This is a genomic window from Parasalinivibrio latis, from assembly GCF_036825535.1.
Taxonomy (GTDB): domain Bacteria; phylum Pseudomonadota; class Gammaproteobacteria; order Enterobacterales; family Vibrionaceae; genus Parasalinivibrio; species Parasalinivibrio latis.
The window spans coordinates 1178621-1191377 of record NZ_CP098812.1 but is presented as its reverse complement, the minus strand read 5'-3'; the positions used below and the strand labels follow the sequence as shown (position 1 = coordinate 1191377).

General features: G+C 48.0%; 9 protein-coding genes. 6 read left to right on the top strand and 3 right to left on the bottom strand.

What is annotated here, in order from left to right; genetic code table 11:
* Window positions 1-286: 286 nt before the first annotated feature.
* From NF212_RS05750 to NF212_RS05740, 3 genes are all read left to right on the top strand, one after another.
* Window positions 287-1564 carry an outer membrane protein transport protein gene (locus NF212_RS05750; RefSeq protein ID WP_434359630.1) on the top strand — a complete coding sequence of 426 codons (1278 nt, stop codon included), beginning with the start codon at window positions 287-289 and terminating at the stop codon, window positions 1562-1564.
* A gap of 371 nt (window positions 1565-1935) precedes the next feature.
* Window positions 1936-3180, top strand: a complete 1245-nt coding sequence (locus NF212_RS05745; protein WP_434359628.1) for an outer membrane protein transport protein — start codon at window positions 1936-1938, stop codon at window positions 3178-3180.
* A 32-nt stretch (window positions 3181-3212) separates the two neighbouring features.
* Window positions 3213-5621 (top strand): VolA/Pla-1 family phospholipase, encoded by a 2409-nt coding sequence (locus NF212_RS05740; RefSeq protein WP_434359626.1) that lies wholly within the window; start codon window positions 3213-3215, stop codon window positions 5619-5621.
* A 66-nt stretch (window positions 5622-5687) separates the two neighbouring features.
* On the opposite strand, the gene NF212_RS05735 is transcribed toward NF212_RS05740, so the two are convergent.
* Window positions 5688-6293 carry a peroxiredoxin C gene (locus tag NF212_RS05735; protein ID WP_054676533.1) on the bottom strand — a complete coding sequence of 202 codons (606 nt, stop codon included), beginning with the start codon at window positions 6291-6293 and terminating at the stop codon, window positions 5688-5690.
* Window positions 6294-6541: 248 nt separating this feature from the next.
* Here NF212_RS05735 and NF212_RS05730 point away from each other — a divergent pair, with 248 nt between their 5' ends.
* Window positions 6542-7864, top strand: coding sequence for a Na+/H+ antiporter family protein (locus NF212_RS05730; protein ID WP_434359624.1), 1323 nt, complete (start codon window positions 6542-6544; stop codon window positions 7862-7864).
* An 84-nt stretch (window positions 7865-7948) separates the two neighbouring features.
* On the opposite strand, the gene NF212_RS05725 is transcribed toward NF212_RS05730, so the two are convergent.
* Window positions 7949-8284: a Grx4 family monothiol glutaredoxin gene (locus NF212_RS05725; RefSeq protein ID WP_434359622.1), complete on the bottom strand. Its 336-nt coding sequence runs from the start codon at window positions 8282-8284 to the stop codon at window positions 7949-7951.
* Window positions 8285-8550: 266 nt separating this feature from the next.
* Between NF212_RS05725 and sodB the strand changes: the two genes are divergently transcribed.
* Window positions 8551-9135: a superoxide dismutase [Fe] gene (sodB, locus tag NF212_RS05720; RefSeq protein ID WP_434359620.1), complete on the top strand. Its 585-nt coding sequence runs from the start codon at window positions 8551-8553 to the stop codon at window positions 9133-9135.
* Between the two features lie 100 nt (window positions 9136-9235).
* Here sodB and asd read toward each other — a convergent pair whose 3' ends face one another.
* Entirely contained in the window at window positions 9236-10351 is a 1116-nt protein-coding gene (gene asd / locus NF212_RS05715; protein ID WP_434360840.1) for an aspartate-semialdehyde dehydrogenase, read from the bottom strand.
* A 679-nt stretch (window positions 10352-11030) separates the two neighbouring features.
* Here asd and nhaC point away from each other — a divergent pair.
* Window positions 11031-12482, top strand: coding sequence for a Na+/H+ antiporter NhaC (nhaC, locus tag NF212_RS05710; RefSeq protein WP_434359618.1), 1452 nt, complete (start codon window positions 11031-11033; stop codon window positions 12480-12482).
* Window positions 12483-12757 lie beyond the last annotated feature (275 nt).

The following is a 12757-nucleotide window of genomic DNA, read 5'->3' as shown; positions in this document are numbered from 1 at the left end:
TCTCCGTCTGATATTTTAATTCCCATTCCTTATGGGCAACAAAAACTCTTTTTTTTCATAAAGATATTGTTGCCCATAATCCCCATTCTACAACTTAAACAACCGTTTAAAACAATAGTCCAATTTTTCATTTAAATCTCATCGTACCAGTTTAAGATCTCGCGCAAATTATTGATAACAATTGTTTAACACTTTAAGGAATGGTGCATATAATTCTGAGTGTCTTTCTGACATGAACACGAAGCAGCAATAACTATACAAATCAGAAGTAGCCAGGAGGGCTATCATGAAAAAGACACTGTCCCGTACCCTCATCAGCTCTGCAGTTGCTCTCGCTGCCTTTCAGGCTCAGGGTGCAGGTTTCCAGGTAGCAGAACAGTCTGCTTCAGGCCTGGGTCGCGCTTATGCTGGTGAAGCAGCTATCGGGGATAATGCAGCCGCGATGATCCGTAACCCGGCCCTAATGAGCCGATTCTCATCACCTGCACTTTCGGTTGCCGCACACTATGTTGCACCGGAAGTAGATGTGACGAATGACACTGCTAAAGAGGAAGCAAAGGACGTTGCTCCATCAGCGCTTGTACCTGCCGCTGCCTATATTCACCCCATTGACAACCAACTTGCCGTTGGTATTGCACTGTTTACTAACTACGGTGTAGCAACAGACTACCCCAATGACTTTCTTGCCGGCAGTTCAGCTGGTGATACATCCCTCAAAACAGTGACGTTAAACCCATCGGTAAGCTATCAGATTAACGAGCAATTAAGCATCGGTGGTGGCATTAACTTTGTGTATGCCGAGGCAGAGCTGACACGCTACAAAGGTGATACTTCCTTGGCTGCTCCACCTGCTGGTTTTGGTGGAAATCGAAATGACAAACTTATCTATATGGAAGGAAACACAACAGCGTGGGGTTGGAACATCGGCGCGCTGTACGAAGTAAACGAAAAACACCGTTATGGTATTTCATACCGCTCAAAAGTAGACCTGGATTTTGATGGTGATTTTACCGACTACACTGGAGTCATAACCCAAAAGCCAAAAGTTGCCGTTGATGCCTCTCTTGCTGCACCAATGCCAGCGATTATCGAGGCATCCGGCTACAACCAACTCTCTGATCAATTCGCTATTCACTACAGTGTGTTTTGGACGCAGTGGAGCGATTTTACTGAGTTGAAAGCATCCAGTAGCGCAAACTGTAAAGGCCCCAAAGCCCCTGCGCCTGGCGTCTGTTTTAATAAAAAAGAAGAGTACGATGATGCGTTTCGTTACTCAATCGGTACAACATACATTTACTCAGATTCAGTAACGTTGAGAGCTGGCTTTGCATTTGACGAGCAGGGAGGTAAGTCCACATTGAGTATTCCGGATACCGACCGATACTGGTACTCAATCGGTGCAACTTACAAAGCCTCTGAAAAATCAACCTTTGACTTTGGCTTCGCATACCTGAACAGCAAAAAAATCAGTTTTAAAGAGGCCAGTGCTTCACAGCAGGTTTACGACTTCACCTCAGAAGGCCATGCATTTATCCTCGGTGCGCAATTTAACTACGCATTCTGATAAGAAGTTTAAGTGTTTTCAGTTCAAATCCCGTCTTTTGGCGGGATTTTTCTTTGGAAAACGCCAAATACGAGAAACATCAGACCAGATCAGTTATCCATGATTTTCAATCAGTTAAACCCGAAAATCATTCACACCAGAAATGCCACAGGCTTTAACTATCCATTTTTTGACATTCATCACATAAAATAGCGCGCTTTCGTAAACAGCGTAACCAATCCCTTAATGCAAAACGGCGACAAAATACCTCAGCCACAACCCCGACTTCGCGGGCCCGCATCTTAGATTGACCGCACGTTTTACCCAATTACATAAACAGTTGTGAAGTTCAGCTGTTTGGCACTCGTTGTGTCCCAGGAGTACCAGGAACGATGAAGAAGTTAAGCGCTACCGTTTTGCCGGCATTTATGCTGGCAGCGCTCTCCCCGGATCTTTATGCAGCAGGATTCCAGGTTTCAGAACATTCCGCGTCTGGCCTTGGCCGCGCGTTTTCCGGGGAAGGGGCTATTGCAGACAATGCCTCAGTTCTGGCCAGGAACCCAGCAGCAATGACTCGCTTTGACACACCGAGTTTGTCAGTTTCAGGCACGCTAATCGACCCTGCAATAGAAGTTACGTTTGACAGTTTTTCCAAAGGTCCTCAGACAGCAAAAGACATTGCGCCGGTGGCGTATATTCCCTCTGCATATTTCATTACGCCGGTTAACCAGAAAATATCTGCAGGTGTTGCACTGTTCTCAAATTACGGTGTTTCAACAGATTACCCGGACGCATTTGCACCCGGCTCAGCCGCAGGGAATACATCTCTGACCAGCGTGAATATCAATCCCAATATTGCTTACGATCTAAACAATAAACTCAGTATTGGCTTGGGTATTGATCTGGTCTATGCAACGGCTGAACTGGGCCGTCACTATGGCTCTCTGTCCCCGGCGATGCCTTCCGCTAAAACAATCAATATGGAAGGAACAACCTTCGCCTGGGGCTGGAATGCCGGCCTGTTGTTCCAACCCAATGAAACTTCCCGGCTTGGTCTCACCTACCGTTCCCAAGTGGACCTGGATTTCAACGGTGACTTTACCGATTACACCGGTACCATCACCGGATCTGCAAACAAAGGGAAGGCACTCAAAAGCGACCTGACCGTTGTACTTCCTGCCATTGCTGAGTTCTCTGCCTATCACGAAATCAACAAAAAGTGGGCGTTCCACTATAGCCTGCAATGGACCGAGTGGAGCCATTTTAAGGAACTCAAAGCGACCAACCCAGCTTGCCAGTCTGGCAGTTTGCACGGTGTGTGTTTCCTGAAAAAAGAAGACTACAAAAACTCGGTTCGGTACGCCGTAGGTACAACATACAAACTGTCAAAGGCCTGGACACTCAGAGCCGGTTATGCCGTAGACGAGCAAGCAGGTAAACCAACTCTCAGTATCCCGGACACAGATCGCAAATGGCTCACGAGCGGAATAACCTATCAATCACAATATGCGTGGAGCATTGATGCCGGTTTTGCCTATGTATTTGGTGCAACTGCCCATTTCCAGGAAGAAGGCGATACTTTCACATCTGGTGGCGATGCGATGTTGTCATCTGTCCAGTTTAACTACGCATTTTAATGCATTCCCGAAAAAGCCTTCAGGTGTCACCAATGAAATCACTGCTACCTATTACACTTCTTACATCTTGCCTATTGCTGGCAGGATGTGGCAATGAGCAAAAACTTACCGGCGCACCAACCGTAGATCCTGACCTGGCAAACAGTTTGGATGCAGACACTAAAGTGGACTTTGACCTGCTTACCTCCCCCCCGACTGTCCCACTTCCAAGCTTTGCAGCAATGGACACCGTAGATGGCACGCTGGCGACAGATGGGAATGTGGGTGATCCCGGTTATCAAACCGATACCGGTAACCCTCAATATGCTTTGGGTAAAACGGATGGCTGGGGAGTTTCTACCCCCATATCAATTACGTTTACCGGGAATAACCTGTCCAACGCTCCTGATGGGGCATTTGTACTGATTAAAACCGGTGATCCCCTATCTCCGGACTTTACCTCTATCCCGCCTACAGAACTGATCCCGGGACAGGACTATCAACTGGTTGCAGCCGGGCATACTCTGACCGTCTTTCTGGCAAAACCTTTGGAGCCCAGTTCAAACTACATGTTTGCGGTTACTGACTCATTAACCGACAGCAACGGCAATCCTGTAGGGACGTCCAACTCGTACGCCTACCTGAAGCAGGATATTGCACCGCCAAGCGAAAAATTGGTCCCTCTGCAGAAAATTACACACGCCATCGAAGATACAGTGGCACAAGCAACAGGCATCGATAAGCAAAGTATTATTTACTCGTCTTGGTTTACTACAACCTCAGTGGGTGATGTGCTTCAGGCGACCAAGTTGGCCTCAGCACTTGCTGTCAGTGAAGGTGCCGGTAAAGTATGGCATGGTAACGCTATCAGTCAGCAAATCTCTTCTGCACAGCTCCAAGAGATGTTCGATATTAAAGTCAGTGATACTGCTGATACTGCATCAACACCGGGTGTTACCTACTTCACAGGTACGGTAAACCTGCCCTATTTTCTTGATGATTCAACTGCAGAAGCTGCCCAAACCACCTCGTGGCAAAGTGGCATGCCTAGTCTGGCGATCATTTCCCATTACCTGGCCAGTGGAACCCCTTCCGAAAAAGCTGAACTGACCCAGCAAATCTCTGCCCTGCTGACACAAACTGGTTCAAGTGTCCCTATGGAGAGCTTCCCGGAAATTAAATCTGATCCGGCTGTCCAACTGGCCTTTATCAGAGCACTGATGGGCAGCACGCTGACTGTAAACGGAGAACCTATAGACAGTGAACGTCTTGTCACTCGTTACAGTCCGGTACCTAAGCTCAAATCCATACAGCAGGTTCCTTTCCTGATGGCTATGTCATCAGAGCCAGGCTGCCAGACCCCAGGGTCAAACGATGTCATCATTTATCAACATGGCATTACTGTTTACAAAGAAACACTGAAAGCGATTGCTTCAGAGCTTACAAAAAGCTGCCATATTGTCTTTGCTATCGACCATCCTCTTCACGGTGAACGAGGCGTTGGAGGTAAAGTCACAACATTTGATGACCCTGCTTTATACCTTAATCTTGCTCACCTTACCGTTGCCCGGGATAACGTTCGCCAGAGTATCATCGACATACTTAACCTACGTGCTGCTATCGCTGTTAAATTCAAAGCAATTGGCGAGGCAAAAATGCAAGGAGATACAACTGCACTGGCAGATTTGGGCCCCTTGGCATTTATGAATCCTTTAGGGAAAGTAGGTTTCCTCGGCCACTCACTCGGTGCCATTGTCGGCGTGGATGTTGCCAACATCGCAAACAAGCCAACAGGTATACCCGCTGCCGATTCAATGTTCAGGATGGATGATTTTGCCTTCGCCAACCCTGGGGCAGATATCCCATACCTGTTGCTGAACTCCGGAGCTTTCGGAAATACCGTGAAAGGAGGTGTGGCATATGGGGCAGGTGCATTAACGTGTACAACCGCAGATATTGGCGGGTGTTTTGCCCAAACCCAGGAAGACCTCATCAACAGCGGGAACACTCTGCAATTGGCGAAAATGTATGGGGTGTTCAACCAATTTGCGTTTGCGGCCCAGACAGTGATGGATACTGTCGATCCGATTAACCACGCGGGGGGAATTAGTGCCGATACACCGGTTTATCTGGCTATGGTCGAAGGTGATGAAACCATCCCGAACAGTCTTAGCCTGACTGATGTGGTGGCACCTGGTGTTCCTCAGCCATATTCTCCATTCGGCGGCACGTATCCATTGGTTACGCGCATGGCACTGGACATCCTGACCGCACCGGTCTCAGGTACAAACGAGAGAGTTGCTGCCATCTTCAACGCAGGTACTCACTCTTCTGTGCTCGACCCACGCCCCGCTGCTGCGGTCACCTCAGAGATGCAGCGAGAAATTGCTTCATTCCTACACAGCAAAGGCTCGGCTGTTTCAGTATCTGATTCTTCGGTACTGGAAGCACGATACAACTAACCCTGACAGCAAAATGCAAAAAGGCCGGCTGATTAAGCCGGCCTGCATTCGTATCAGAACGCGCTATTACAAGTCGTCGGTGTGCTCAGACAGGTACTTGGCAACGCCTGTTGGCGACGCATCCATACCTTCTTTGCCTTTTTCCCACTGTGCCGGACACACTTCACCGTTCTTCTCATGGAACTGCAGTGCATCTACCATACGCAGCATTTCATCAATGTTGCGACCCAGCGGCAGGTCGTTCACAACCTGATGACGAACAACACCTTCCTTGTCGATAAGGAAAGAACCACGGAATGCCACACCGGCTTCAGGATGCTCGACATCATAAGCCTGACAAATTTCATGTTTCACGTCAGCAACCAACGGATAACGGACAGGACCGATACCACCATTATCCACCGGTGTATTGCGCCAGGCGTTATGAGTGAACTGTGAATCGATTGATACGCCAATCACCTCTACACCACGGCTTTGGAACTCATCAAAACGCTTATCAAACGCAATCAGTTCAGATGGGCAAACAAAGGTGAAATCAAGCGGATAGAAAAATACCACTGCAGCTTTGCCTTCAGTGAATTGGGCAAAGTTAAAATCATCAACAATCTCACCATTTCCCAATACTGCGGAAGCCGAAAAATCTGGTGCAGGGCGACCAACTAAAACGCTCATGGTTCTCTCCTTTTTCCATTTCTAATGAGCTGTACGGAAAATTCCGCACATTTGGTAAATCTATCGGGCATTATAGAGGGCTACCCGTGACCGGACTGTGAATAGTGTAGAAATAAATACAAATTTTGGCCGGGACCTCATTTTCCTCTCGACACCAGCATTTTTTTAAGCAAACTGTGATCGCACACAACATTTAACACAACCATTTGCACAACAAATAACCAAAACAGACAAGGAAACCCAGCCCAATGAATCCTGTTGTTCTTTCCGTCTGTGTGATGCTGGCATTGGCCCTTTTGCGGGTGAATGTCGTGGTTGCCCTGACCTTCAGCGCCATTATCGGCGGTCTGGTAGGCGGCCTGTCACTGTCAGACACTATCTCCGCTTTCGAAGGCGGCCTCGGTGGCGGTGCTACCATCGCCTTGAGTTATGCCATGCTCGGCGCCTTTGCCGTTGCTATTTCCCGTTCAGGTATTACTGACCTTTTGGCCCAAAAAGTTATCCAGCGCCTCAACGCAAAAGGTGACACAGCCAAGGTAACGGGCTTTAAATATCTGGTACTGGTCGTTATTGGCCTGCTGGCAATCTCGTCACAAAACGCCATCCCGGTTCATATCGCGTTTATTCCAATCGTGATCCCACCACTTCTCCATGTGTTTGCGCGATTAAAAATAGACCGTCGTCTGGTTGCTTGTGTACTGACTTTTGGCCTGATAACCCCTTATATGGTGTTACCGGTCGGCTTCGGCGGGATCTTCCTCAACAATATCCTGCTTAAAAACCTGCACGATAACGGTCTAGACGTAGCTGCAAGCCAAGTACCCTATGCCATGTTGCTGCCAGCCTGTGGCATGGTGTTTGGCCTTCTGGTGGCGGTATTTTTCAGCTATCGCAAACCTCGCGAGTATTCAGAGAAAGAAATTCTAGCCGCAGAGCCAGAATTGCGTGAGCTGAATATGCGCCATATCTGGATTGCGTGCCTGGCAATTGTCGCGGCGCTTTCTGTCCAGCTGACCGCAGGCTCAATGATTGTGGGCTCACTGGTGGGCTTTATGGTCTTTACTGTCGGTGGCGTGATTAAGTGGCGCGAAACCCATGATGTGTTCACCAAAGGTGTCCATATGATGGCGATGATTGGCTTTATCATGATTTCAGCTGCCGGTTTTGCAGCAGTAATGAAAGCGACTGGCGGTGTCGAAACCCTGGTCCAGGCACTCGCTACCGACATCGGTCACAATAAAGGCCTGGCGGCACTTCTGATGCTGGTTGTTGGCCTGTTGGTTACCATGGGAATAGGTTCATCCTTCTCAACTATCCCTATCATTGCAACCATCTATGTGCCGCTGTCACTAGCCTTTGGATTTTCTCCGCTGGCAACAGTTGCGCTGGTTGGCACCGCAGCCGCACTGGGCGATGGTGGTTCACCGGCTTCTGACTCAACGCTTGGCCCAACATCCGGCCTGAATGCTGATGGACAGCACGACCATATTTGGGACACCGTGGTACCGACATTTATTCACTACAACCTGCCATTGATTGCCTTTGGTTGGATTGCCGCCATGGTTCTGTAAAGGCAAGGCACTGTAACGAATTGATAATACGAAAAAAGCCACCGTTCTGGTGGCTTTTTTATTGGGTTCAAAACCGTGTGCTGATTACTGCTCGGCTTCGTCGCGGCGCTTAGCTGCATCTTTGATCAATGGCTGCAACTCACCTTTCTGGAACATTTCCAGAATAATGTCACAACCACCGATGAGCTCACCTTCTACCCACAGTTGCGGGAAAGTCGGCCATTGCGCATAGGCAGGAAGCTCAGCACGAATATCAGGGTTTTGCAGAATATCCACGTACGCGAACTTTTCACCACACGCCATCAGTGCCTGGGACGCCTGAGACGAGAAACCGCAACTCGGCAGTTTTGGGGAACCTTTCATGTACAACAGGATCGCGTTTTCTTCGATCTGCTTCTTAATCTTCTCAATCGTTTCCATTGCTTCCTCGATACATCGCGATAATGTTACAACTCGATTCTACTTTGTCATCGCCCCGAAAAAAAAGCTCTTTATTTTTGGGGACATTTTTTCATGCCTAAACGACAAAATAGTCTTTTAATAAAGTAAAAAGTTGCTAAACTAGTTTGCAGTCAGTCTAAGAACAATGCAAACCCTTACATTTTCTAGGTACTTCCTTAAGTGTAAGTGCAGTTTGCTAGGAAGCAATAATGTCGGGCTCAGCCCCAAAGAACGGAGAACCAACAATGGCTTTTCAACTTCCAGCACTCCCATATGAAAAGAACGCCCTGGAGCCACACATCTCTCAGGAAACCCTGGAGTATCACCACGGCAAACACCACAACACCTACGTGGTTAAGCTGAACGGCCTGATCGAAGGTACTGAGTTTGAAGGAAAGACTCTGGAAGAAATCGTTAAGTCTTCTTCAGGTGGCGTATTCAACAACGCAGCTCAGATCTGGAACCACACTTTCTACTGGCACTGCCTGAGCCCAAATGGTGGCGGTGAGCCTACTGGTGATCTTGCTGATGCTATCGCCAAGTCATTTGGTTCTTTCGAAGAATTCAAAGCAAAGTTCACTGATTCAGCGATCAACAACTTCGGTTCATCCTGGACCTGGCTGGTGAAGAAAGCTGACGGTTCACTGGATATTGTTAACACCTCAAACGCAGCTACTCCGCTGACCGAAGACGGTGTTACCCCACTGCTGACTGTTGACCTGTGGGAACATGCTTACTACATCGATTACCGCAACCTGCGCCCAGATTATATGAACGCATTCTGGGCACTGGTAAACTGGGAATTCGTAGCCCAAAACCTGGCTGCTTAATTTTCGATGAAATGAAAAAAACCTGCCAACTGGCAGGTTTTTTTGTATTTGCGATTGAGTTATCAATCTAAAGCCCGCTCATCACGGGCTATAAAAAAGATTATGCCTTTTCAGACAGGATGATTCGCAGAGTACGGCGCAAAGGTTCTGCTGCGCCCCAAAGCAACTGGTCACCGACAGTAAAGGCGTTCAGGTAGTCATCCCCCATAGCCAGTTTACGCAGACGACCTACAGGGATAGATAACGTGCCTGTCACTTTAGTTGGGCTCAGTTCACGCACGGTAATATCTCGCTCGTTCGGGATCACCTTCACCCAGTCATTATGAGATGCGATCATCTGTTCGATCTCATCAAGGGGAACGCCTTTCTTAAGCTTAATAGTCAACGCTTGGCTGTGGCAGCGCATTGAGCCGATACGGACACAGGTGCCATCGATAGGAATCGGAGAATCGGACAGGCCGAGAATCTTATTTGTCTCAACGCCGCCCTTCCATTCTTCCTTGCTCTGGCCATTTTCGCGTTTCACATCGATCCACGGGATTAAAGAGCCTGCCAATGGCACACCGAACTGGGACACAGGAAAATCATCTGAACGCATGGTTTCAGCAACCTTGCGGTCGATATCCAGAATAGAAGAAGACGGATTAGCCAGTTCTGAGCTTACAGAGTCGTTAATGACACCCATCTGCTGAATAAGCTCACGCATGTTTTTCGCACCGGCACCGGACGCAGCCTGATAGGTCTGGGAAGTCATCCACTCCACCAGCCCTTCTTTATAAAGACCACCAACTGCCATCAGCATCAGACTGACGGTACAGTTACCACCTACATAGGTTTTTGTACCACCGTGGATACCGGCTTTAATCTGGTCAAAGTTAACAGGGTCCAGAACAATAATGCTATCATCAGCAAGACGAAGAGAAGATGCGGCGTCAATCCAGTATCCTTTCCAGCCGGCCTCTCGCAACTTCGGATAAACTTCATTGGTGTAATCACCGCCTTGGCAAGTGATCACGGCGTCCAGTTGCTTCAGGCTTTCAATATCGAAAGCATCCTGGAGATCACCGGCGTCTTTGCCGTAGTTTGGCGCAGGGATACCTATCTGGGATGTACTGTAAAAAACCGGCTCAATATGGTCGAAATCACCTTCTTCAACCATGCGCTGCATCAGAACGGAACCCACCATTCCACGCCAACCAATCAAACCCACTTTCAACATCTAAATTCACTCCTTGTAATTGATACCGATCAGATTAAACAGTTGAACATACCGACTTGCCGAAAGCCTCCACCTGTGATCAACTTTTAATCCAAGAGGTATGAACCGGACTTCGGGAAAATGTCCGCCGAACAAAATGTTCAGCAAATGACCTTAATTTGTCACAACCCCCGCCCGAACACAAGCAGCCCCAAGCCTTCCAGGAACAATGGAGCATAGGACATCTCCATTAGAAAAGAATAAGTTTTCACCAATCAGAAGACAAAAATTATCTCAAACCAATAAAATCATAACCTCATGAGATCGCTACATTTTATTTACCGAGCAAAAGCTCGGAAATGACCACACTTAAAGATTAATAACCCATAATTTGTTTCAATTGTGTTTTTTTTATCTATAATCCCATCCCGGCTTTGAACCGAGCTATGTCACGTTTGAAACGTAATAATATGCAAACAACACATACTAAACATGAAATTAGCAAGGTTTTCATAACTCAGCCCAAATAAAGTGCTAACTCACAGAAAAGAAAGTTCTTATTCGATTTAAGGCGGTGTGTCGTCTACAGTTAGCCGCCTTAGTGAGGGAGCCATATTGAGCTCTGTCACATTACCATTTTGCAGTCTGCCACCTTCTGGTTTTGAAGCGCGCAGCGGCTACAGAAAGGTCTAAAACTATGAAAACTAAAACTGTTACACTTCCGTCAGTCCCGCAAGTGTTTGTGTCGCTCGGAATCTTCCTTGCACTGGCATTCTCCTTCACGGCTGAGTTAAATCTTCCTATCCAATTAGCCCTATTTATCGGTTGGTTTGTCATCATGGCACTTGGCCTCAAGCTGGGTCACGATTACAAATCTCTTGAGCACGCAGCCACCAAAGGCATTTCCAACGGCCTCGGTGCAGTGCTTATTCTTCTTTCAGTCGGTGCCCTTGTCGGTACCTGGATTGCAGGTGGTATTGTTCCAACCATCATTTACTACGGCCTAAAAGCCATCCATCCTTCTATCTTCCTGCTTGCAACCATGCTGATTTGTTCCCTTACTGCTCTGGCAACTGGAACCTCTTGGGGTTCTGCGGGTACTGCCGGTATTGCAATGATGGGAATCGGCCAGGGGCTGGGCATTCCAGCACCGCTGACAGCCGGTGCAGTACTGTCTGGCTGTTACTTCGGCGATAAAATGTCACCACTGTCCGATTCAGTGATCCTGGCATCCACCATGTCTGGTGTTGAAATTGTTGAACACATCAAAGGCATGCTGCCAATAGCCGGCATCAGCTATGTGATCACAGGTATTCTGTTTACCGCATTCGGCTTCCATTACGCAGGAAATGTCGATATGAGCCAGGTAAACCAGGTAATCGCAGCCATGGAAGACCAGTTCGTGATCTCACCGCTCTCATTCGTACCGGTTGTTATCGTCCTGGCTCTGCTGGCGATGCGTATGCCTTCTTTCCCGGTCATCAGCTTCGGTTCCGTACTGGGTATCGTGTGGGCTGTGATGGTTCAGGACATGCCTCTGCTGTCAGCGATGAACACTGCCTGGGCACCGTTTAATATCGAATCCGGTGTACCATTTATCGACTCCATCCTGAACCGCGGCGGCATGGAATCCATGCTGGGTTCCGTGGCTGTTATCGTCTTCGGTCTGGGCTTTGGTGGCCTGCTGGATAAAGTTGGCGTCCTACAAACCATTGCCGGCTTGTTCGAAAAGCGAATCAAAACTGCAGGTGGTCTGGCAACCTCAACTCTGGGGACTGCATTCCTGGGTAACGTGTTCGGCTCTGCGATGTATGTATCGCTGATCCTCACTCCAAAAATCTGCGCCCGCAATTATGACCGACTTGGTTACCAGCGTAAGAACCTGTCACGAAATGCCGAGTTCGGCGGAACCCTGACATCCGGCATGGTGCCTTGGAGTGACAACGGTATCTATATGGCGAGTATCCTGGGAGTAGCGACACTCTCATACGCTCCATATATGTGGCTCAGCTTTGTGTGTATTGCTGTCACCATCATCTGTTCTTACATGGGTTGGTTCGTAGACCGTTGCCCGCCGAAAAGCGAAGCTCAGCTTGCAGAAGAAGAAGCTGCCGAAGAAGCGTTGGTTATGGCCAAATCCCAGGCGTAGTCAGGTTATACGTTTAGATAAAAAAGGCGCTCATGCAGCGCCTTTTTTGTACCTGAAATTTAGCTATTCCACACTCCACGCGTGCCGTGAATCACCTCGCAAAACATTCCTGTAAGACATGTTATTCGCCATCCAATCATCTGAAAATATATTAACAAACAGAGAAAGATCTTGTTAATAACAACCTTACAGCGGATAAATCCAACCAACAGATGACAGGCATCACAATTCCCTGCAAAACAAAGTCCTAGCGTTCATTTATGTGGCACAGATTG

What these genes read in the sequence shown, in the direction of transcription:
- NF212_RS05735 (WP_054676533.1), bottom strand. Translation starts at nt 6,293, where the DNA reads ATGAGCGTTTTAGTTGGTCGCCCTGCACCAGATTTTTCGGCTTCCGCA.
- NF212_RS05740 (WP_434359626.1), top strand. Translation starts at nt 3,213, where the DNA reads ATGAAATCACTGCTACCTATTACACTTCTTACATCTTGCCTATTGCTG.
- nhaC (WP_434359618.1), top strand. Translation starts at nt 11,031, where the DNA reads ATGAAAACTAAAACTGTTACACTTCCGTCAGTCCCGCAAGTGTTTGTG.
- sodB (WP_434359620.1), top strand. Translation starts at nt 8,551, where the DNA reads ATGGCTTTTCAACTTCCAGCACTCCCATATGAAAAGAACGCCCTGGAG.
- NF212_RS05725 (WP_434359622.1), bottom strand. Translation starts at nt 8,284, where the DNA reads ATGGAAACGATTGAGAAGATTAAGAAGCAGATCGAAGAAAACGCGATC.
- NF212_RS05730 (WP_434359624.1), top strand. Translation starts at nt 6,542, where the DNA reads ATGAATCCTGTTGTTCTTTCCGTCTGTGTGATGCTGGCATTGGCCCTT.
- NF212_RS05750 (WP_434359630.1), top strand. Translation starts at nt 287, where the DNA reads ATGAAAAAGACACTGTCCCGTACCCTCATCAGCTCTGCAGTTGCTCTC.
- NF212_RS05745 (WP_434359628.1), top strand. Translation starts at nt 1,936, where the DNA reads ATGAAGAAGTTAAGCGCTACCGTTTTGCCGGCATTTATGCTGGCAGCG.